General features: G+C 64.9%; 19 protein-coding genes and 1 tRNA gene. 4 read left to right on the top strand and 16 right to left on the bottom strand.

What is annotated here, in order from left to right; translation table 11 throughout:
- Positions 1 to 76: 76 nt before the first annotated feature.
- The 8 genes from pstB to MUN85_RS10210 form a co-directional block, all read right to left on the bottom strand.
- Positions 77 to 856, bottom strand: coding sequence for a phosphate ABC transporter ATP-binding protein PstB (gene pstB / locus MUN85_RS10175; RefSeq protein ID WP_092561838.1), 780 nt, complete (start codon positions 854 to 856; stop codon positions 77 to 79).
- Positions 857 to 903: 47 nt separating this feature from the next.
- Positions 904 to 1,866 carry a phosphate ABC transporter permease PstA gene (gene pstA, locus MUN85_RS10180; protein ID WP_250506605.1) on the bottom strand — a complete coding sequence of 321 codons (963 nt, stop codon included), beginning with the start codon at positions 1,864 to 1,866 and terminating at the stop codon, positions 904 to 906.
- The gene (pstC, locus tag MUN85_RS10185) at positions 1,866 to 2,885 is read right to left on the bottom strand and encodes a phosphate ABC transporter permease subunit PstC (protein WP_092561831.1); all 1,020 of its coding nucleotides are present in this window, start codon (positions 2,883 to 2,885) and stop codon (positions 1,866 to 1,868) included. Before pstC ends, pstA begins: the two co-directional genes overlap by 1 nt.
- Positions 2,886 to 2,940: 55 nt before the next feature.
- A complete protein-coding gene (pstS, locus tag MUN85_RS10190; RefSeq protein ID WP_250506607.1) occupies positions 2,941 to 4,074 on the bottom strand; it encodes a phosphate ABC transporter substrate-binding protein PstS in 1,134 nt (377 codons plus the stop codon).
- A gap of 144 nt (positions 4,075 to 4,218) precedes the next feature.
- Positions 4,219 to 5,184: an NUDIX hydrolase gene (locus MUN85_RS10195; RefSeq protein ID WP_250506608.1), complete on the bottom strand. Its 966-nt coding sequence runs from the start codon at positions 5,182 to 5,184 to the stop codon at positions 4,219 to 4,221.
- Positions 5,181 to 7,454: an RNA degradosome polyphosphate kinase gene (locus tag MUN85_RS10200; RefSeq protein ID WP_250506609.1), complete on the bottom strand. Its 2,274-nt coding sequence runs from the start codon at positions 7,452 to 7,454 to the stop codon at positions 5,181 to 5,183. The genes MUN85_RS10195 and MUN85_RS10200 overlap by 4 nt, the downstream gene beginning before the upstream one ends.
- On the bottom strand, positions 7,444 to 8,382 hold the full coding sequence (gene mshD, locus MUN85_RS10205; protein WP_250506610.1) for a mycothiol synthase: 939 nt from the start codon (positions 8,380 to 8,382) through the stop codon (positions 7,444 to 7,446). The genes MUN85_RS10200 and mshD overlap by 11 nt, the downstream gene beginning before the upstream one ends.
- Positions 8,379 to 8,987 (bottom strand): hypothetical protein, encoded by a 609-nt coding sequence (locus MUN85_RS10210; RefSeq protein WP_092561816.1) that lies wholly within the window; start codon positions 8,985 to 8,987, stop codon positions 8,379 to 8,381. The genes mshD and MUN85_RS10210 overlap by 4 nt, the downstream gene beginning before the upstream one ends.
- A 142-nt stretch (positions 8,988 to 9,129) precedes the next feature.
- Here MUN85_RS10210 and MUN85_RS10215 point away from each other — a divergent pair.
- Positions 9,130 to 9,205: transfer RNA gene (locus MUN85_RS10215), tRNA-Lys, on the top strand.
- 598 nt (positions 9,206 to 9,803) lie between these two features.
- On the opposite strand, the gene ptsP is transcribed toward MUN85_RS10215, so the two are convergent.
- From ptsP to MUN85_RS12960, 7 genes are all read right to left on the bottom strand, one after another.
- Entirely contained in the window at positions 9,804 to 11,468 is a 1,665-nt protein-coding gene (gene ptsP, locus MUN85_RS10220; RefSeq protein WP_250506611.1) for a phosphoenolpyruvate--protein phosphotransferase, read from the bottom strand.
- The gene (locus MUN85_RS10225; RefSeq protein ID WP_092561808.1) at positions 11,465 to 11,722 is read right to left on the bottom strand and encodes an HPr family phosphocarrier protein; all 258 of its coding nucleotides are present in this window, start codon (positions 11,720 to 11,722) and stop codon (positions 11,465 to 11,467) included. The genes ptsP and MUN85_RS10225 overlap by 4 nt, the downstream gene beginning before the upstream one ends.
- Positions 11,723 to 11,735: 13 nt before the next feature.
- Positions 11,736 to 12,215, bottom strand: a complete 480-nt coding sequence (locus MUN85_RS10230) for a PTS sugar transporter subunit IIA (protein WP_250506612.1) — start codon at positions 12,213 to 12,215, stop codon at positions 11,736 to 11,738.
- Complete coding sequence (nagE, locus tag MUN85_RS10235) at positions 12,215 to 13,798, bottom strand: N-acetylglucosamine-specific PTS transporter subunit IIBC (RefSeq protein ID WP_250506613.1); 1,584 nt, start codon at positions 13,796 to 13,798, stop codon at positions 12,215 to 12,217. The genes MUN85_RS10230 and nagE overlap by 1 nt, the downstream gene beginning before the upstream one ends.
- The gene (locus MUN85_RS10240; protein ID WP_250506614.1) at positions 13,795 to 14,646 is read right to left on the bottom strand and encodes a PRD domain-containing protein; all 852 of its coding nucleotides are present in this window, start codon (positions 14,644 to 14,646) and stop codon (positions 13,795 to 13,797) included. The genes nagE and MUN85_RS10240 overlap by 4 nt, the downstream gene beginning before the upstream one ends.
- A 156-nt stretch (positions 14,647 to 14,802) precedes the next feature.
- On the bottom strand, positions 14,803 to 15,594 hold the full coding sequence (locus MUN85_RS10245; RefSeq protein WP_250506615.1) for an HAD hydrolase family protein: 792 nt from the start codon (positions 15,592 to 15,594) through the stop codon (positions 14,803 to 14,805).
- Between the two features lie 12 nt (positions 15,595 to 15,606).
- Positions 15,607 to 16,032 carry an SHOCT domain-containing protein gene (locus MUN85_RS12960; RefSeq protein WP_250506616.1) on the bottom strand — a complete coding sequence of 142 codons (426 nt, stop codon included), beginning with the start codon at positions 16,030 to 16,032 and terminating at the stop codon, positions 15,607 to 15,609.
- Positions 16,033 to 16,163: 131 nt separating this feature from the next.
- On the opposite strand from MUN85_RS12960, the gene MUN85_RS10255 reads away from it, so the two are divergent.
- The 3 genes from MUN85_RS10255 to MUN85_RS10265 all read left to right on the top strand — a co-directional run bounded on the left by MUN85_RS10255 (position 16,164) and on the right by MUN85_RS10265 (position 19,158).
- Positions 16,164 to 16,901: a Crp/Fnr family transcriptional regulator gene (locus MUN85_RS10255; protein WP_250506617.1), complete on the top strand. Its 738-nt coding sequence runs from the start codon at positions 16,164 to 16,166 to the stop codon at positions 16,899 to 16,901.
- Between the two features lie 109 nt (positions 16,902 to 17,010).
- Entirely contained in the window at positions 17,011 to 17,235 is a 225-nt protein-coding gene (locus MUN85_RS10260; RefSeq protein WP_092561790.1) for a heavy-metal-associated domain-containing protein, read from the top strand.
- Positions 17,236 to 17,262: 27 nt separating this feature from the next.
- Positions 17,263 to 19,158, top strand: coding sequence for a heavy metal translocating P-type ATPase (locus MUN85_RS10265; RefSeq protein ID WP_250506618.1), 1,896 nt, complete (start codon positions 17,263 to 17,265; stop codon positions 19,156 to 19,158).
- Here MUN85_RS10265 and MUN85_RS10270 read toward each other — a convergent pair.
- Positions 19,097 to 19,948 (bottom strand): aminotransferase class IV, encoded by an 852-nt coding sequence (locus tag MUN85_RS10270; protein ID WP_250506619.1) that lies wholly within the window; start codon positions 19,946 to 19,948, stop codon positions 19,097 to 19,099. The two genes, MUN85_RS10265 and MUN85_RS10270, sit on opposite strands and share 62 nt — an antisense overlap.
- Positions 19,949 to 20,039 lie beyond the last annotated feature (91 nt).

Here is a 20,039-nt window from a genome sequence, read left to right on the forward strand (position 1 = left end):
CTCACACATGTGGCGGCGGGACCCTCCATCCCGCCGCCACACCTCACCCCCGGTTTGCACCGGAAGACGTGAAGGTTTAACCGAAGCGACCGGAGATGTAGTCTTCGGTTTCCTTTTGCGACGGCGTGGAGAACATCGTCTCCGTGGTGTCGATTTCGACCAGGCGGCCGGGCTCGCCCGTCGCCTTGAGGTTGAAAAAGCCGGTCCTATCGGAGACACGAGCCGCCTGCTGCATGTTGTGCGTGACGATGACGATCGTGTACTTCTCCTTGAGCTCGATCATGAGGTCTTCGATCGCGAGCGTGGAGATGGGGTCGAGGGCTGAGCAGGGCTCGTCCATGAGGAGAACCTCGGGGCGCACCGCGATCGCGCGGGCGATGCACAGGCGCTGCTGCTGTCCACCGGACAGCGAGGAGCCGGGACGGTCAAGGCGGTCCTTGACTTCGTTCCACAGGTTCGCGCCGCGCAGCGAGGACTCCACGAGGTCGGATGCTTCCGAGCTCTTCATCTTGCGATTGTTGAGCTTGACGCCCGCGAGCACGTTGTCCGCGATCGACATCGTCGGGAACGGGTTGGGGCGCTGGAAGACCATGCCGACGAGGCGGCGCACCTGGACGGGGTCGACCTTCGGGTCGTACAGGTTGTGGTCGTCAATGAGGACTTCACCTTCGACGCGGGCGCCGGGGATGACTTCGTGCATCCGGTTGAGCGTGCGCAGGAAGGTGGACTTACCGCAGCCGGAGGGTCCGATGAGCGCGGTAATGGAACGCGGTTCGATCACCATGTTGACATCGGCCACGGCCTGGAAATCGCCGTAGTAGATATTCAGGTCACGAACATCGATTCGCTTCGACAAGGGATGGCCTTTCGTGGAGGGAGGGAGTGGGTGAGGATTGCTGGCCGCTAGACGCGGCCCTTCGGGGCGAACAGGTAGGCGACGAGCCGGGCAATGAGGTTCAAGCCCATGACGATGATGATGAGCACGAGGGCGGCAGCCCAGGCGCGGTCATAGTTGATCGTCGTAATGCAGTCGACCTGGTCCGGGCGGCAGGGCACGAGTCCCTGGGAGTATTCCCGGTAGACGAACACGGGCAGCGTCATCATGCGGCCGGAGAAGACGTTGTTGTTGATCTTGTCCAGCACGCCGACCGTGATGAGCAGCGGTGCCGTCTCACCAATGACGCGGGCGATGGCGAGCATGACCGAGGTCGTCAGACCGGCCGCGGCAGTGCGAAGTACGACCTTGACGATCGTGAGCCACTTCGGCACGCCGAGCGCATAGGAGGCTTCCCGCAGTTCGTTCGGAACCAGGCGCAGCATCTCTTCGCTGGAGCGCACGACCGTCGGGATCATGAGAACTGACAGCGCGACAGCGCCCATGATGCCAGCGCGATAGCCGGGACCGACGAGCAGGTGGAAAGCGGCGGCGGCGAACAGGCCCGCGACGATCGAGGGAATACCCGTCATGACGTCGACGAAGAATGTCGTCATCCGCGCCAGGCGGGAATTGTTGCCGTACTCGACGAGGTAAATCGCGGTGAAGATACCAATCGGTACCGAAATGATCGTCGCCCAACCGGTGACGAGCAGCGTTCCGATGATCGCGTGGTAGATACCGCCCGCATCCATACCGCCGTAGACGCCGTTCATCGACACCGACAGGAAGTAGGGGCTGAGCCGCTTAATACCGTGCGAGATCGCGACCCACAGCAGCGAGAACAGCGGAATCATCGCGAGGACGAAGGCCGCGGTCACGAGCCCCGTGGCGAATCGGTTTTCCCACGCGCGGCGGCGCTCGAGCGCCGGGTTAGCGGGCAGGAAGGGATTGGTCTTGGTGGCGCCTTCCGGCGCGGTTTGCACGCTCATTAGTTGGCTCCTGAGAACTCGGCGCGACGCGCGATGATGGCACGTGCCGCCATGTTGACGACCATGGTGATGACGAACAGCGCTAGGCCCGTCGCGATGAGCGCGGAGGCAATCTCGGCGTTGGACTCGGGGAACTGCAGGGCGATGTTTGCCGCGATCGTCGAGTGCTGGCCGGCCTTGAGGATCTCCCAGCTATAGGTCGAGCCGATACCAAGGACCATGACGACCGCCATCGTTTCACCGAGGGCGCGGCCAAGGCCCAGCATCGAGGCGGAGACAATGCCGGAGCGGCCAAAGGGCAGGACCGCCATCTTGATCATTTCCCACCGCGTCGCACCCAGGGCGAGCGCGGCTTCTTCGTGCAACTTAGGCGTCTGCAGGAAGACCTCGCGAGCAACCGCGGTGATGATCGGCAGAATCATGACCGCCAGGATAATGGCGACGGAGGCCATCACCTTGCCGGAGGCCGAGACCGGGCCACGGAATAGCGGGATGAACCCGAGGTAGTCCGAGAGCCATTCGTAGACCGGCAGCAGCCGCGGCAGCAGCCAGACGCCGCCCCACAGGCCGTAGAGCACGGAGGGGATCGCAGCGAGTAGGTCGACCAGGTAGCCGAGGGTCGCGGCCACTCGTCGAGGTGCGTAGTGCGAGATGAACAGTGCGATGCCGACGGAAACCGGGACGGCGATGAGCATTGCGAGGAAGGCGGATAGCAGCGTACCGAAGATCTGCGGGCCAGTGAAGGCCGCGAGGGAGACGGTATCGGCGGAGCCGACCGTGCGGATCCGAAGTTCGGAGTCGGTCAGCGCGGGCCAAGCCCGGTAGATCAGGAACGCTGCCACGGCGGCGAGCGTGCCAAGGATCATGAGGGCGGCGCCGGTGGAGACACCCGAGAAGATCTTGTTGCCCTGCTTGCCGGTACCGCGAGCTGACTTGAGCTTCGAGCTGGTGGGTTTCGGTGTGGTGCTCTGGGGGTGAGAGGGAGCGGTGGTCACATGTTCTCCGATGGATTGAGCCATGGGTGTGCCGCCGGCTCCGCGTGTGAGGAAAACGGAGCCGGCGGCAGCGGAGTCGTTAGCCGACCTTGATCGAATCGATCGCGGCCTTGACCTTTTCGGCCATCTCGGCCGACAGCGGGGCCGAGCCCGCAGCGTTAGCGGCGACGTTCTGGCCCTCTTCGGAGGCAACGAAGTTCAGGAAGCCCTTGACGAGCTCACCGGACTCAGCATCCGGGTAGCTGGAGCAGACGATCTCGTAGGCGACGAGGACCAGCGGGTAGGCGTCGGCCGAATCCGGCTTGCGCTCCAGGACGAGCGGCATGTTGGTTTCGGTCGCGCCTTCCGCGGGCTTCGCGTTGTCAACGGCCTTGGCGGCGGTCTCAGCGGAGAACTTCACGAAGCCGTCGGCGGTCTCCAGGGCGATGGTGCCGAGGGAGCCGGCCTGGGAGGCATCGGCGTAGCCGATCGCACCCTGGGCACGGTTGACGACATCGACGAGACCAGCGGTCTTGTCGCCGGACTCACCGCCGGAGATCGGCCAGGACTTGTCGGCCTCGTGGGGCCACGCGTCCGGAGCGGCTTCGTGCAGGTAGTCGGTGAAGTTTTCGGTGGTGCCCGACTTGTCAGCGCGGTGGACCGGCGTGATGGCCAGGTCCGGCAGCTCGACATCCGGGTTGTCCTCAGCGATGGCCGGGTCGTTCCACTTGGTGATCTCGCCCGCGAAGACCTTGGCGATGGTCTCGGCCTTCATGTTGAGGTTCTCGACGCCCTCAAGGTTGAAGATGACGGCAACCGGGGAGATGTACATGGGCAGGTTCAGGGCGGGGGCGCCACAACGCTTTTCAGCGCTGGCGATCTCGTCGCCTTCCAGAGCCGCATCGGAGCCGGCCCACAGGACCTTCTCGCCGATGAACTGTTCGATTCCGGCGCCGGAGCCGACCGGGTCGTAGGCGACCGTGGCTTCGGTGTTCTTGCTCTGGAACTCAGCGATCCACGCCTTCATTGCGGATTCCTGGGAGGAAGCACCCGCACCGGCGATGGAGCCCTTGAGCGAGGCAGCCGGCTCGGTGGTGTCGGTGGTCTCGTTGTCCGAGCCACCGGTGGTGCCGGTGGAGCCACTCACGGCGTCGTCGGACCCGCAGGCGGCCAGAGAAAGGGCCAGGAAGCTGGCTGCGGTGACGGCGGTCAAGCGACGGGTACCGTTGCGCATGGATATACGTCCTTCGTCTCGAATGATCGTGGCCCAGTGTGGGCCGACGAGTCGACCGTAAGAGTCCAAAGTGACCGCAATGGTCAAAGAAGGTAAACGCGACGTGAACGCGGACTTGGTTTAGGTCACAATTCGGTCGCGGGGTTAACCGATCGGGCGCTGATGCTCGATTGCCGTGACAATCACGCGGCCCTTGTGGTGCGCAGCCAGGTGGACAACGAGGACCTCAGCGGGCTTGAGCCACGGGTCGGTTTCCGGCAGCTGTTCCATGATGCGGTAGGGCGTGTGCTCGGTCAGGGCCTCGATAATCGTGGGCATCACGGGCCGGTGGGTGCACAGTGCGACGGCCTCCCCCGGGGTGAACATCTCCTCGCGGATGAGGCGCGTGACCTTCTTCGGCTTCTTCTCGTGGGCCGCTTCCGTCAGCTCTGAGGCGGTTTCCAGTTCGGCGCCGATGACGTTCGCGTAGGGCTCGACCGTTGCGGCGCAGCGCTCCCACGGCGAGGTAATGACGCGGGCGACGCCATAGGCACTGAGCAATGGCATGAGCCGCTTGGCTTGATCGCGTCCTTGCTTCTCGGTCAGCGGTCGGCGCTCTTCGGGCCCGTCGAATGCTTCACGCTTCTTGGCTCTCGCGTGCCTCACGATAAGGACGGTCCAGGTGCGCAGGCGGTCGTCGTTGTACTCGTCCAGAAGTTGGAAGAGCGGTTCACGATCGTGCGGGTAGGTCAGCAGCTTGGCCGCCTGCTTGGCGCCGACCCAGCGGGTTTCATCAATTTCTTTTTTCGGGGCACGCTTGACCTTGCCGCGGGCCTGATCCCAAATTCCGACGGGGGCATCGGCATTGGCGGCCCAGTAGTGCGATTCCTTGTGGCGTCCGTCCTTCAGGCGGTAGCGCACGGTGCCAAGGGAGCGCGAGAGCGCGACGCGGTAGCCGGTTTCTTCCTCGACCTCGCGCACTGCGGCAGCGGGCAGAGATTCGCCTTTTTCTACCTTGCCTTTGGGCCATGCCCAATCGTCGTAGGTCGGACGGTGTACGAGAAGGACTTCAAGTTTGCCGCGGCGTTCGCGCCACAGAACTGCTCCGGCGGCGTGGACTACCCCGGTCACCGGGCAGCGAGCCTTCCGCGCGTCTGATCCATAATGACGACCTGCGAGTCGACCAGTGGCACGCCGTTGGCGTCGGTCGCGTGCCGGGTCCAGGTGCCGTCTTCTTCCAGGTGCCAGCTCATCGTCGTATCAGCCATCGACAGCTCGAGCAGGTCGAGCAGCTTGTGCTTGTGCTCCTCGTCGTCGATCCGGATGAGGGCTTCGACGCGGCGGTCGAGGTTGCGGTGCATGAGGTCGGCTGAGCCGATAAAGATATCGGGCTCGCCGTCGTTGGCGAAGGCGTAGATGCGGGCGTGTTCGAGGTAGCGCCCGAGGATGGAGCGCACGTGGATGTTCTCCGATAGGCCCGGAACCTGGGCGCGCACGGCGCAGATTCCGCGCACGACCATGTCGACCCGCACTCCTGCTTGGGAGGCACGGTACAGGGCATCGATCGTTGCCTCGTCGACCACAGAGTTGCACTTAAAGCGGATCCAGGCATCCTTGCCGGCGAGTTTGTTCTCGATTTCGCGGTTAATGCGTTCGATGAGGCCGGTGCGGATGGATCGCGGCGCGACGAGGAGGCGGTGGAACTTCGTCTTGGGCGCGTAGCCGGAGAGCTGGTTGAACAGCCGGGTCAGGTCCTGACCGACATTGCGATCGCAGGTCAGGACTCCAAGGTCCTCATACCCGCGCGCCGTCTTCGGGTTGTAGTTACCGGTGCCGACGTGGCAGTAGCGGCGCAGCCCGCCCTCTTCCTTGCGCACTACGAGCGCGAGCTTGCAGTGGGTCTTCAGGCCGACGAGGCCGTAGACGACGTGCACGCCGGCCTGCTCGAGTTTGCGGGCCCAGGTGATGTTGTTTTCCTCATCGAACCGGGCTTTGATCTCCACCAGGGCGAGAACCTGCTTGCCGGCGTTGGCGGCATCGATGAGGGCATCGACGATTGGGGAGTCGCCGGAGGTACGGTACAGCGTCTGCTTGATGGCAAGGACCTGGGGGTCGGCGGCGGCCTGGGTCAAGAACTGCTGGACCGAAGTCGAGAACGACTCGTAGGGGTGGTGCAGAAGGATCTCATTTTCGCGGATCGCGGTGAAGAAGTCGGTAGGCGTCGCGGATTCGACGCGCGCGAGCCGTTCGGCTGTCACCGCCACGTATTTTGGGAACTTCAGCTGTGGCAGGTCCAGGTCGTGAATGATGTTGAGGCCGCGCAGATCCAGCGGTGCGGGAAGGACGAAGACGTCCTGTTCGCTGACGCCAAGCTCGCGGATCAGCAGCGACAACACATTCTTGGAGATGCCCTCGGCGACCTCCAAGCGGACGGCGGGGCCGAAGCGGCGGCGCACGAGCTCCTTTTCGAGTGCCTTGAGGAGGTTTTCGGCATCGTCTTCTTCTACCTCCAGGTCCTCGTTGCGAGTGACGCGGAAGGTGTGATGCTCGATGATCTCCATGCCGGGGAAGAGGTGATCGAGGTGCTGGCCGATGATCTCCTCGATGGGCACAAAGGAGGCATCGGCAAGTTCCTCGGAGCCGATGTCTTCCGGCCGGCGAGGCTTACCTGAGGCGTCGACGGCGATGTAGCGCGGCAGCAGCGGCGGCACCTTGACGCGCGCGAAGTGCTCCTTGTTCGTCGCCGGATGGCGCAGCATGACGGCGAGGTTGAGGGATAGACCGGAGATGTAAGGGAAGGGGTGGGCTGGGTCAACGGCGAGCGGCGTGAGGACGGGGAAGATCTCCTTGCGGAAGAATTTTTCGAGGCGCTCCTGCTCCTTGTCCTCCAGGTCCGGCCAATGCAGCAGCCGGATGCCCTCGGCGGCGAGCTTGGGTGAAATGTCGTCGGTAAAGACCCGGGCGTGGCGCTCGCACAGTTCCTTGGCGCGCACCGAGATGCCGTCCAACACCTGGCGCGGGGTAAGGCCGGAGGCTGCGGTGACGGCCATGCCGGTGGCGATGCGGCGTTTCAGGCCGGCGACGCGCACCATGTAGAACTCATCGAGGTTGGAGGCGAAGATCGCGAGGAACCAGGCGCGCTCTAACAGCGGCAGGCTTTGGTCCTCGGCCTGTTCCAGGACGCGCTCGTTAAAGGCAAGCCAGGATAGTTCGCGGTCGGCAAAGCGTCCCTCGGGCAGGGGCTGTTCCCAGGGCGGGAGGGAATCTTCGCTCTGGTCGGCGATATCTTCGGCGAGTTCACCGGAGCTCAGCGCGACACCGGCCTCGAGGGTGTGCTCGTGTAGATCGTCGGGTTCGCTCTGATTATCGGCGACCTCGGCCCGGTCCTCATTACTCGACATCATCATCACCCTCGCTAGGCGTTAGGCTCTCGCTACCAACGTATTGCACGTCGGTGCCCTTATGAACGAATCCTTGCACCTCGTAGGTGTGGATCGCGACCTTGTCCGCTCCATCGACGTAGAGCACTGCACGCGTGGCCCCCATGTTGACGGCCGTCGTCAGGGCTTCGCGCATCAAGAGGGAACCGATCCCCTTGCGCTGCTGGGTGGGATGCACACCGACGACGAAGATCTCCATGACACCTGGCTTGGCGGGCTTGAGCCACACAAATCCGGCGATGGCGGGCTCCCCCGGTGCGGGATTCTTGATCGTCAGCAGACGCAGCAGGTGGGGCTGCCACCATTTTTCTTCGCGCAGCTCGGCAAACGCGGCTTCGTCGACCTGGGACTGTTCGGGGTGGTCGGCGAATGCGGCTTGATTCGTATGGACCCAGTCGGCTTCGTCGCCCTCCCTGAAGCCGCGCAGCACCATGCCGGCGGGCGGCTTCAGAGAGGCCGCCATCTCGTCGGCGTTGTGCTCCATGAGTTCTTCGATCGGGCCGAGCTCGCATTCCATGTACCACAGCTCGCGAACGGGGCGCAGGCCCGCGTCGCGCGCAACGGCCTCGGCTCCCGGTAGGTTGCCGTGGGCCCACACGGCGGCCGTCGGGTAGCGCTTGTGCACGGCGCGCAGCAGAAGTTGACCAAGGCCCTTGCCGCGGTGGTCGGGGCGAACGCCGAACTCCGCACTCGTGCCGTCGCACCAGGCGAATGCGACCGGTTCCTCGCCCTCCATGAGGACGGCGTATTCATCTCTCGGCTGCGGACGTCGCAGGTCCGCGAGCGCCGTTGCTCCGAAGGCGGCGATGCCATCGTGCTCGGCGATTTCCTCGGCGAGTGCGACCAGTTTGGTCGCGATGATGGGGTCGAGGTCGGCTAGTGATTTCATGATTCTTCCCCCTGTAGCAGCACGCCGGCGCGATGCCGGTGGGCTGCCAGCTCCAAGTCGGATGCTGTCGTCTCAAGCTTGTCTCGGTCGATCCCCTCGGTCCTGTCGTCGGCGCCCGCGAGGACGACTCTGATGAGGGCAGCACTTCGGTCGAAAGCGACGTCGATATCGCCGGTGAACACGCCCCCAAAGATTTGGTCGATCGTTGCGCGGACCTCGTCGGGGCCGTGCAGCGGTGGGACGCCGGCGACGGCGTGGTTGACCTCGGAGGCCTCTAGCCCCCGGTTGTACAGGCGCGCGACTTCGGCATCGGAGCGCACGATCCACTCCCGCACAACGTATAGCCGCCACAGTGCTCCGGGAAGGGATGCTGCGGAGGTGTGCGCCCACAGGTTTGCGACGATTTCGATCCCTTCGGTTTCGACCAGGCGCATGAGACGAGCGTGCACGTCGGGGTCTTGCGTGTCACGGCCGTAGCTGACAAGCACCCGAGCAGACTCGTATGCGGCGGTAAAGGCGGCCTCTGGGTCGACCCCACCTTCGACACGGTCGAGGTAGGTCGGCTCCCACATTGCGGGCCGCCGGGGCGGGGTTCGATGTGTCACACATTCCTTCCCGATACGCGCAATTTTGCACGTATTCGTGGCAATTCCATTGTCCGTCGGCCGTGCCCTTCGCGCGACCTGACTCCCCGAGCAGGATAGCAATCTGATTTTTTCCCGCCCGCTCGCTACACTGTCATATCGCGGGCCTCTAGCTCAGTTGGCAGAGCAGCGTCCTTTTAAGTCGCGGGTCGTGGGTTCGATCCCCACGGGGCCCACCATCTAATTCTCCGCCATATCCACAAACCCCAAACTGCCCGGTTCGGGGTTTTTCACTGCAAGCGCAACTGCGGAACGATTAGTGGCCCATTCGTGACCGGATCGACCGTCACAAACGCAGCGAGGTCAAAGGCAAGGTCTTTGACAAGAGCGCCGAGGCGGAGACGGGTCATCGCTGAGGACGCCGCCCTGTTTGAAAGCGCGAAGCGCGAGATGCCCCAGCTTGCGGGCGCGAGCGGCGTCCTCGCGCAGTACATCAAGTCTCGTGGTATCGGCGTCGTCGTCGACCCCAAAGAGCCCGGAAACTCGGTCTTCTATGACCTTGGGATGAGTGTTCCCGACGCCGTTGCGCAGCTCCCGCAGCGCTCTGGGCGGGCCATCGTCTCGGCGGAGAATATCGCCACACTCGAGGCAGATTTCATGCTTATCTATCCCCGCGAAGGCACCACGCAGGATATGGAATCCACGCCCGGCTACGGCGAACTCCGGCAGGTGAAAACCGGGGTGACGGTCGTGGGCGATATGACCTTGGTGCAGGCCATCAACGACCCGAGCACGCGCAGCCGCGCCTGGGCGCTAGACCAACTGCGAACAGCGGGGTCAGATCGATGCGTGCTCGGATACGACCTGCCGGGCCGCCGTCGCGCTGGTGGTCGCGAGCGCGGCCGCGGCGATGGCTTGGCAGCCGGCGAGCGTGTGCTGGGCGAGGGCCGCGCGAACCTCGGGCACGCGCGTGAGAGCCATCGACAGCGAGGAGACGCCAAGGCCCACGAGAACGAGCGCGAGCAGCGGGTCACCCGCCGCTTCGCCGCATACCCCGATCGTGGCACCGGCATCGTCGGCACCTTCGCATGCGAGCTGTATCATCCGCAGGACGGCAGGTTGCCAGGCGCTGAGGAGGTCTCCGAGCTCGCCCTGCATCCGGTCGGCCGCCATCGTGTACTGGGTGAGATCGTTCGTGCCGATCGACGCGAAATCGAGACCGGCAAGGACGTCGCTAGCGCACAGCGCGGAGGCCGGCGTTTCGATCATGATTCCGACGCTGGGTAGGCCGCGCTCGCGAACCTTGGCCGCGAACCACTCGGCTTCCTCGGGCGTTGCCACCATCGGGGCCATAATGCGCACATCGGCATTGGTCGCCTGGTACGCATCGGCAAGCGCATCGAGCTGGGTGTCGAGGAGTTCCTCGCGCACGCGCGTCAGGCGGATGCCACGACGACCGAGCGCGGGGTTGTCTTCCTCGCCGAGATCAGCGAAGGCGAGCGGCTTATCGGCGCCCGCATCGAGCGTGCGAATGACGACGCGTCGCCCCTCGAAGGCTTCGAGCACGCTGGTGTAGGCCTTGGCCTGCTCCTCGCGGCTCGGCGGATCCTGCCGGTCCAGGAACATGAATTCCGTGCGGAACAGGCCCACTCCTTCGACGTCGTGACCCGCGGCAAGCAGCGCTTGATCGGGGTTTCCGATGTTCGCGAGCAACGCGACCGGGTGGCCATCGGAGGTGGCGCCCGGGCCGGAATACGCGGCGGCAGCCGCGAGGCGGCGCTCTTGCCGGTCAGCAAACTCAGCCTGCTGGGCCTCGCTCGGCCGCAGAATCACCTCGCCGGTGCCGCCATCGAGTGCGATGAGCTCGCCGCTTTTCAAGTCCTCGATGCCCGCGGCCTGAACGACTGCGGGAATACCGAGGCTCGCGGCGATGATTGCCGTGTGGCTCGTGGGACCGCCACCGGAGATGACGATGCCCTGAACGAGTTCCGGTTTCAGCACGGCAGTCTCGGCCGGCGCCAGATCGTTCGCGACGATGATGCCGGGTTCGGTCATCGTCGGGACACCCGGCGCGGGCAGATCGCGCAAGACCGCGATGATGCGATCGCGTACGTCCTTTAGGTCGGTCGCTCGCTGCGCCATGTACCCGCCGAGTAGGGCGAGCTTGTCCACGTAGGACTCGATCGCCTCGTGCACTGTCGCGGTGACGCCTCGGCCCTGAGCAAGAAGCTTGTCAACCGACTTCACAAGGCCCTTGTCCGTGGCAAGCTGCGCCGTAATGAGCAGGACGTCCTTGGCTTCGCCGCTCGCGTTTTCAGCGCGCGACATGAGTTCATCGGAGACTTTCCGCAGGGCGTCGCGAATGCGCTGCCCATCGGCCTGCGGGTCTCTCGAGCCGGGTTCGCTCTCATCGATTCCGGGGGCCGGCCGCACCGGGACGGCGGTCCCGTAGGCCGAGCCTACGGACACGCCGATCCCGTGCAGGGTGAGCGAGGAGCTCATGCCTCACTCCGGCTCAGCAGTTCAACGAGCTCATCGAGCACGCTGGCCGCGGAGTCCTCTGCCATCAGGGTGACTTCATCGCCCCGTTCCGCGCCGAGCGTGATGACCTCGAGCAGGCTGGAGGCGTCAGCCTCGTTGCCATCGAAGCTAATCGTCACCTCTGCTCCGGAGTCGTTCACGGCGTTCACGAAGAGCGCGGCAGGGCGCGCGTGGAGCCCCGACTTGGCTCCAATCGTTGCGGTTCTGCTGATCATAGGAGTGATCCTCTCACTTGAGGGTGACGATGCACACCGGCACGTCACCGCTTTCGTCGACGGTCATCTTGGCGACCTGGGCGGCCTTGGTGCACACGACCGGGGTGACCGGGTCGAGCCCCTTGGCGCGCACGGCGGCGACGTCCATCCGGATTACCGGCTGGCCAGCCTCGACGTGATCGCCGGTGGCGGCGAGGGCCTCGAAGCCCTCGCCCGCCAGCTCGACGGTCTCCAAACCGATGTGCACGAGGATCTCCAGACCTTCATCGGAGACCATCGCGAACGCGTGCTTGGTGTTGAAGACGCGGCTGAGCTTGCCCACACAGGGAGCAACCACCTCGACGACTTCAACGTCCTTGGCCGGCCGAATGGCAAACCCGTCTCCCAGCATTTTCTCGGAGAAGAGCTGATCCGGCACGTCGACTAGTGCGACGAGCTCGCCCGCAAACGGTGCGCGCAGTTCGACCTTCTTCTTACCAAATCCGAATACCATCAGATTTCCTGCTCACCGTGCAGCGATACCCCGCTGCCCTTCAGCTGGTCGGCGGCCGCGTCGTAGACGAACTGGACGTGGGGGCCAATAACGACCTGGACAGCCTTGTTCGACGGACGGATGAGACCCGCAACCTTGGCCTTCTTGATCTCCGCTTCATTGACGAGCGAAGGATCCTTCACGACGGTGCGCAGGCGGGTCGCACAGTAATCGAGGGTGTCGATGTTCTGCGCGCCACCCAGGCCAGCGATGACCTGACGGGCAACTGCCGAAGAATCGTCATCGGCAACGGTTCCGTCATCGGAGGCCTCCACCTCGTCGCCGCGACCCGGGGTCTTGAGGTTGAACAGCGGAATGAGGAAGTAGAAGACAGCGAAGTAAATCGCAGCGAAGACGAGACCCTGAACGAGCAGCATCCACCACTTGTTCGCCAGCGGGTTCTGAGCCGACAGGAACATGTCGACAAAGCCCGCCGAGAAGCCGAAGCCGGCGGTCCAGTTCATCGCAGCGGCGATAGCAACCGAGATACCGGTCAGGATCGCGTGCACGACGTACAGCAGCGGGGCAACGAACATGAAGGCGAATTCGAGGGGCTCCGTCACGCCGGTGAAGAAGGAGGCCAGGGCGCCCGCGAACATGAGGGAACCAACGGTCTTCTTGCGCTTGGAATCGGCGCGCAGGAACATCGCGAGGGCAGCGGCCGGCAGGCCGAACATCATGATCGGGAAGAAGCCGGCCTGGTAGCGGCCAACCACGCCAACGACGTCACAGGAGGTGCCGGTCCAGTTGCCGGGGCAGCTGGCGGCGTCGGTGGCAGCTTGAGCAGCAGCAATGGTTTCGCCACCGCGCAGGAAGTTGCCGATGTCATCGATGCCGATGACATCGAACCAGAAGATCGAGTTCAGTGCGTGGTGCAGGCCGGTCGGGATGAGCAGGCGGTTCACGACACCGTAGATGCCTGCACCAAGGGCGCCCATGCCCTGGATCCACTGACCGAAGTTGAACAGGCCGTTGTACAGCAAGGGCCACACGAAGTACAGGATGCCGGCAAGGACGATCGACAGCAGGGCGGTCATGATCGGCACGAGGCGGCGGCCGGAGAAGAATGCCAGTGCATCGGGCAGCTTCGTCTTGTGGAAACGGTTGTAGACCCAGGCGGCGAGAATACCGACGAGGATACCGATGAGGACGTTCTTATCGTTGACAGCTCCCCAACCATGGGAAACCCATTCGAGCTTTGCGGCGCCTTCGAGGTTTTCGTAGTCGACGCCCTGGTAGCCGGCAACGGCCTTTTCACCAATGAGCTTCGTGACGGTGGCGTAGCCGATGAAGCCTGACAGCGCCGCAGCACCGTTGGAATCCTTGGCCAGGCCGAAGGCAATCGCGATCGCGAAGATCCAGCCGAGGTTATCGAGGACCGCACCTCCGGAGGTGATGAGGATTGCGGCCGCAATGTTGTCGGCGCCCCATCCCGTCGGATCGATCCAGTATCCAATGCCCATGAGGATCGCGGCGACCGGCATGACTGCCACCGCGCCCATAAGAGCCCTTCCGAGCCGTTGCAGGCCCTGCATGATGCTCATCTTGTTTCCTTCCCTGATGATGATTGGCGCTCCATTCGCCAACCATGTACCTGTACTGCGAGGTAGGCGGCTTCGCCCTCAAAGGCCCTCGGTACAGACTTCTCGCCGAGGAGGCGAGTAAGAATATGGGCCGCGATCTCGTAATCGGGGCCGAGCATCCGACGGATCACGGCGGCCACGTCGTTCCCGCGCGGCTGCGTGGTATTCAGGCGCCGATGCAGCGCCACTAGATCATGGGTCATCACTTCCAGCGTGGACTCATCGCCTACCGAGAGCATTCGAGCGACATCGTTCACGATGCCCGCGAGGCGGTTCGCGCGCTGCAGCGGCTGTTTGACGGGCTCACCGGCGCGGGCCGCATTCAGGTGCAGGGCAATATAGGCCGCTTCGGCGTCGGGTAGCTGGACGGTGAAGGCCTCATTCAGATCACGCACGAGGAGTTGGGCGGTGGCGAACTCTTCGGGAAACATCTCCCTGATCTGCGGTAGCAGCGGGTTCTCGATCGTCTCGCCACCTTCGGCGCGCTGGACAGCGAAGGCGATGTGGTCCATGAGGAGCACGTAGGCGGCTGGGTGAAGCTCCCCGAGCTCATCGGTGGCAAGGTCAATCGACCGGGAGATGGCATCGGCGGCGGTCGGACCGAGCGAGGAAATCCAGCTGATCATTTGGACGCGCTCGGGATCGAGCTCGACGTAGCTTTGCTGGATCGCGGACTCGTCAATGAGGTCGCCAACCTGGCGACCAAATCCTATGCCGCGTCCAACAAGAACGATCTCTCCACCGGAATCGCGAGTGAGAACTGCGTTATTGCTCAAGACGCGAAGCACGCGGCGTGGTGTCCGTTCCACAGGTACTCCTCACTGAGCGGTTCACGGCATGCCAAGCGATGCCGAACCGGTAAAGCCTGCGGACAGTTACTCCCGGACTGGATAACTAACTAAGCGCACCTTATCAACACAATTCGCACAAAGGCAACCACTTTGGGCAAGAAAGTGTGAGATTGCTTAAATATAGCGTGCTAGCAGCTCGCGCGCCTGTTCGGTTGTGGCCGCATTGAGGCGGATCGCGTCATCGCGATTCTCGCCGAGCGCCTCGAGTGTCAGGGGTGCCATGCACACCGCGAGGCCCGCCCGCTGCAACATGCCGTGATCGTTTTCGCTGTCCCCCATCGAGATGACGTCATCCCACTCGGCGTTCAGGGCGGGCAGGATCGCTGCACCGCCCTTGGTCTCGTGGGCGCTTTCGGAGATGAGGTCGGTGTAGTCGCCGCCGGAGTTCACGACGACCGCTCCCTTAATCCGTCCGAGTTCGCGCACGGCTGCCTCTTCCCGCTGGGTTCGTGGCAGCAGCAGTATTTTGCCGAAGTCGTCGGCGAACTCGGCCAGCGTCGCAGTGCGGGCCTCGTCGTTGATGTGACGGATCTCGTTTCGCGAGCGTGGCGACCACCGCTCGATCAGCCATTCGCGCGGGGTAAAACCCCAAACCTCGATGCCCTGCTCCGTCGCGAGCGCCAGTGCCTGGTCCACCGCGGGCCGTGGGACCGGCGTGTGCTGCAGGACGTGCCATTGTCCGCCGCGGCGCTGCAGGACCGTCGCGCCGCTACTGCTGGCAAGGAATTCCACGTGCGGAACGTCCTTAACGATCGAGGTCAGCGATCCGGTGGTGCGGCCCGAGCACAGCGCGACGTGGATGCCCGCGCGATGCAGGTCGTCGATGAGTTCGAGTGCGCCCGGATTCCACGCGTCCTTGACGCGCAACGTGCCATCGACATCGAGCAGGGCGACGCGTTCGTTCACTGATTCTCCTCGCTAAAGTCGGCCGAGCAGGTCGGCTTTTTTCGCTTCAAACTCCGCCTCGGTGAGGACGCCTGCGTCGCGAAGCTCACCGAGTTTTCGCAGTTGATCCATCACATCGGTAGGGGGAGCCGGCTGGGGTGGGGCCGGCGGGATGTGGGGGCGCTCGCCCGCCTTCAGGCGCACGATGAGGTCCTTGAATTGCGCGGCCTCGGCCTTGCTGCAGCGCATCGTAATCTCGCCGGCGGCGGTATGAATGCCGACGACGTACTTGAGCATTCCCGACTTCTGGCTCGTCACCGAGGTGATGGCGTCGATGAGGACGACCTGGGTGTCGGACTTGCCGCGGATGCCCGTCGCAAGCAGCGACATCCCCGCGGTCACGGTGCCGAGCGCCGCCTTCGCGCCCGTCGACATCACGCCCGTTTTCTTCCACTCCACGCGGTCGGGAAAACCCGCACCATCGCGTTCTTTCCCGCAATGTGGCTATCGAACTCCATTAGCGGTTGCTCGCTCATCTGCCCAGCCTTCCTTCTACGCTCCACCATAGCCGCCGGGGCTAGCATGAGGGCATGGCCCGCAACCCCGTCCGCTCCAGCTGCGCGCACCCGCACGAGTGCTCCCTGGACGTCCGGCTGAAGGTCCTTGCCCGCTCGCCCCTCACGAGCGCGCTGAGCCGAACGGACCATCTCGATCTCGACCGCTACCTCACGGCGCTCGGCTGGGCCGCCGGCGATCCGCTCATCTTGGCGGGCGAGCAAGCTCACGGCACGCTCATGGTCGTCGCCGGGCGAGTGCGGATCACGAAGGACACGATTGATGGCCGCGAGGTCACCGTCGACATTGCTGGCCCCGGCGACATCATCGGCCCGCTGCACACCTTCGCGAGTCCCGCGACGGAGTCGGCGTGGGCAATGGAGACCTCGTGCACCCTCTACCTGCCGGCGACGGCGCTCGAGACCGTCGTGCAGCGCTATCCGACGATCGCGCTCGCCATCATGCGGATGCAGCAGGAGCAGCTGGCTCGCTCGCGCGCCCGCAAAACCGCGCAGGCCACGACGAGCGTCGAGCAGCGGGTCGCCGCGACGCTCGCCCACCTCGATGCGAAGTTCGGGGACAGCCGGCACGACGGCTCGCGGCTGCTGCAGGTGCGGCTGCGGCGCGAGGACATTGCGGGCATGGCCGGCACGACGATCGAGTCTGCCTCCCGCACGCTCGCGAAGATGAAAGCCGCCGGCACGATCGATTCTGGCCGCGAGTGGGTCGCCATCACCGACCGCAACGCCCTTGCCGGGTTGGCCGCCTCCTAAGCAATTCGCCGCTCATTGATCTAGGTCAAGGACGCCTGCGCCCGCCCTTCCTATCGTCGAAGTGAGCCGCCACGGTGGCGGCGCACTCACCCGAAAGGACGTGGCTGACATGGCCTCCACGACAACGACTCTTCGCTCCGATGAACTCTCCTGCCCCAGCTGCATCGCGAAAATCGAAACCAAGCTGACCTCGCTCGATGGTGTGAGCGAGGCGGAAGTGAAATTCTCCTCCGGCCGGATCCTCGTGACGCACGACCCGCAGCGCGTCGAAGTGCGCGACCTGCTGAACGCCGTCGCGGAGATCGGCTACAGCGCCAAACCGTCGGCGATCTAAGAGCGCGACACGGATCGGAGGATCGAGATGCGGAAGTGGACAACCTGGGGCACGACGGGGGTGGCGGGCGCCCTGATTATCCTGTCCTTCCTCGCGCCAAGCGGCGTGGGCGATGCGCTCATGATCGCGGCGGCGATCGTCGCCGGCTGGCAGATTGCGCTCTCGGCGCTGCAGGCGCTGCGCGTCCGGATGATCTCGATCGACCTGCTCGTCGTCGTCGCCGCTACCGGCGCCCTGGTCATCCATAACTATTGGGAAGCGGCGGCCGTAACGTTCCTGTTCGCGCTCGGCAAGGCCCTGGAGCGCACGACGATGAGCCGCACGCGCCGGGCGCTGAGCGACCTCGTGGAATCGGCGCCCGAGACCGCGACGGTGCTGCAGGGCGGCGAGAGCGTTACGCGTGCGCTGTGGGAGCTTCGCGTCGGCGATACGGTGCTCGTGCGTAATGGCGAGCAGATCCCCGTCGATGGGCGCGTGATCTCCGGGCGCGGGGGCGTCGACGAAGCGAGCATCACCGGGGAGTCGCTCCCGGCCGAGAAAGCGCCCGAGGCGCAGGTCTATGCCGGAACGTGGCTGCGCAGCGGCGTGCTGCAGGTCGAGGCGCTCGCGATCGGCTCGGATTCGACGCTCGCCTCGATCATCCACCGGGTGGAAGAGGCCCAGGACGATAAAGCGAAGACGCAGACCTTTCTGGAGCGGTTCTCGCGCTGGTACACCCCCGGCGTCATCGTGGCCGCGCTCCTTGCCGGCGTGATCACGCACGATATCGAGCTCGCGCTCACGTTGCTCGTCATCGCCTGCCCAGGGGCGCTCGTTATCTCGATTCCGGTCTCGATCGTCGCGGGAATTGGCCGCGCGGCCAAGGACGGTGTGCTCATCAAGGGCGGCGAATACCTGGAGACGGCCGCGCGCGTCGATACCGTCGTCGTCGATAAGACCGGGACGCTGACGAACGGCCGGCCCGTGCTGACCGACGTCGTCTCGCTCGATCCGGCGCTGTCGAGCGATGAGATCCTGCTACTCGCGGCGCGCGCCGAGACCGCCTCGGAGCATCCGCTCGCCGAGGCCATCATCGCCGGGGCCCGCGAGCGCGGCCTTGCAGTCGCGCTCGTGGATTCCGCCGAGACCATCACGGGCAAGGGCATTATCGCGACGGTTGATGGCGCCCGCGTGAGCGTCGGCTCCGCCGCGCTGCTCACCGAGGCGGCCGATGGCGCGCAGCTGCAGCACTTTCACCGGGAGGGAAAGACGGCGATGTTCGTCGGCCTGCAGGGTCGCGCGGTCGGTGTCATCGCCGTCGCGGATACTATTCGCAGCGATGCCCCGGCAGCGATCGCGGCCCTGCATGATCGCGGTATCCGCGTCGTCATGGCGACGGGCGATGCGCAGCGCGTGGCGCACAGCGTCGCCGCGAGCCTCGGTATCGACGAGGTTCGAGCGGAGCTGCTACCCGAGGACAAGCTGGCGATCGTCGCCGAGCTGCAGGCTGCGGGACACACCGTGGCGATGATCGGCGATGGCGTGAACGATACGCCCGCGCTCGCGGCCTCCGACATCGGGGTCGCGATGGGCGCCGCCGGCTCCCCCGCAGCGATCGAAACCGCCGATATCGCGCTCATGGCCGACCGGCTGCCACGGCTGGCCTATGCGTTCGGCCTGGCACGACGCACCGTGACAACGATGCGCGTCAACATCGCGATCGCACTCGTGACCGTCGCGCTCCTCGTGGCGGGCGTAATCCTTGGGGGCGTGACGATGTCGCTCGGCATGCTCGTGCACGAGGGCTCGGTCCTCCTCGTGCTCCTCATCGCGATGGCGCTGCTGCGCCCGACGCTCACCGATTCACAGCACGCCGCGGCAGCTAGCGCGGATCCAGCTCGGCCTGCCAGCCGGCCGCAAAGCACTGCGCTACGGCGCGGGTGACGTCCCCGGCCGGGAAGTCGTGATCGTCCCAGCTCGTGACCGCTTGCACGTCGCGGGTGGAGGAGGTGATGAAGACTTCGTCGGCCTGCTGCGCCTCGGCCACACTCAGGTCGCGCTCGACTACCTCGAGCGCGGCCTGCTCATTCCACCAGCGGATCACGAGCGCGCGCGTCACACCATCGAGGATCCCGGCGGTGAGCGGCGGGGTGACCACCTGCTCGCCGAAGACGAGGAAAATGTTCGAGCCGGTCCCCTCCGCGAGGTAGCCGGAGGTATTGGCGAAGATGCCTTCGGAGGCGCCGCGCTCCTCGGCGAAGGCGAGGCCTCGCACGTTTTCGCCGTAGGACGTCGTTTTCACCCCCGTCATCGCGCCCGATAGATTCCGCGTCCACGGCAGGGTGATGATCCTCGTCTCGGGTGCGGGCGGGTCGACGGCTTCGGCCGCGACGATGAGGGTGCCGGGCCCCCAGGCCGCGCCGGAACCCAGCGGTCCCGCTCCCCCGGTCAGCGTGATGCGAATCTTGCCGAGTTCCCACTCGCGCCCCGCAAGCACCGCATCAATTCCGGCCCGGCAAGCGTCGTGGTCGGGCTCGGGGAGCCCCAGCGCAGCGGCCGAGCGCGACAGACGCTCCAGGTGTCGGGTAACCGCGAACGGTCCAGCGGCCTCCACCTTGAGCGCTTCGAACACCCCGTCGCCAACCACCAGGCCATGGTCGATGGGAGAAATGATTCCCTGCGTCGGGTCAGTAACGAGGGAGCCGTTGAACCAGATTCGCTGCGTCGTTGCCATGGTTCTATCGTGCCGCAAAGCCCGCGGCGCGGGATGTCGTTAGGCGCATCGAATATGCCAAACGGCCCGCCTCCCCCGAAGGGCAGACGGG

Source organism: Bowdeniella massiliensis (assembly GCF_023634005.1).
GTDB classification, from domain to species: Bacteria; Actinomycetota; Actinomycetes; order Actinomycetales; family Actinomycetaceae; genus Bowdeniella; species Bowdeniella massiliensis.

What these genes read in the sequence shown, in the direction of transcription:
- mshD (WP_250506610.1), bottom strand. Translation starts at nt 8,382, where the DNA reads ATGAAATCACTAGCCGACCTCGACCCCATCATCGCGACCAAACTGGTC.
- nagE (WP_250506613.1), bottom strand. Translation starts at nt 13,798, where the DNA reads ATGAGCATCATGCAGGGCCTGCAACGGCTCGGAAGGGCTCTTATGGGC.
- ptsP (WP_250506611.1), bottom strand. Translation starts at nt 11,468, where the DNA reads ATGAGCTCCTCGCTCACCCTGCACGGGATCGGCGTGTCCGTAGGCTCG.
- MUN85_RS10270 (WP_250506619.1), bottom strand. Translation starts at nt 19,948, where the DNA reads ATGGCAACGACGCAGCGAATCTGGTTCAACGGCTCCCTCGTTACTGAC.
- pstA (WP_250506605.1), bottom strand. Translation starts at nt 1,866, where the DNA reads ATGAGCGTGCAAACCGCGCCGGAAGGCGCCACCAAGACCAATCCCTTC.
- MUN85_RS10260 (WP_092561790.1), top strand. Translation starts at nt 17,011, where the DNA reads ATGGCCTCCACGACAACGACTCTTCGCTCCGATGAACTCTCCTGCCCC.
- MUN85_RS10200 (WP_250506609.1), bottom strand. Translation starts at nt 7,454, where the DNA reads ATGTCGAGTAATGAGGACCGGGCCGAGGTCGCCGATAATCAGAGCGAA.
- MUN85_RS10265 (WP_250506618.1), top strand. Translation starts at nt 17,263, where the DNA reads ATGCGGAAGTGGACAACCTGGGGCACGACGGGGGTGGCGGGCGCCCTG.
- pstC (WP_092561831.1), bottom strand. Translation starts at nt 2,885, where the DNA reads ATGGCTCAATCCATCGGAGAACATGTGACCACCGCTCCCTCTCACCCC.
- MUN85_RS10225 (WP_092561808.1), bottom strand. Translation starts at nt 11,722, where the DNA reads ATGATCAGCAGAACCGCAACGATTGGAGCCAAGTCGGGGCTCCACGCG.
- pstS (WP_250506607.1), bottom strand. Translation starts at nt 4,074, where the DNA reads ATGCGCAACGGTACCCGTCGCTTGACCGCCGTCACCGCAGCCAGCTTC.
- MUN85_RS10230 (WP_250506612.1), bottom strand. Translation starts at nt 12,215, where the DNA reads ATGGTATTCGGATTTGGTAAGAAGAAGGTCGAACTGCGCGCACCGTTT.
- MUN85_RS10255 (WP_250506617.1), top strand. Translation starts at nt 16,164, where the DNA reads ATGGCCCGCAACCCCGTCCGCTCCAGCTGCGCGCACCCGCACGAGTGC.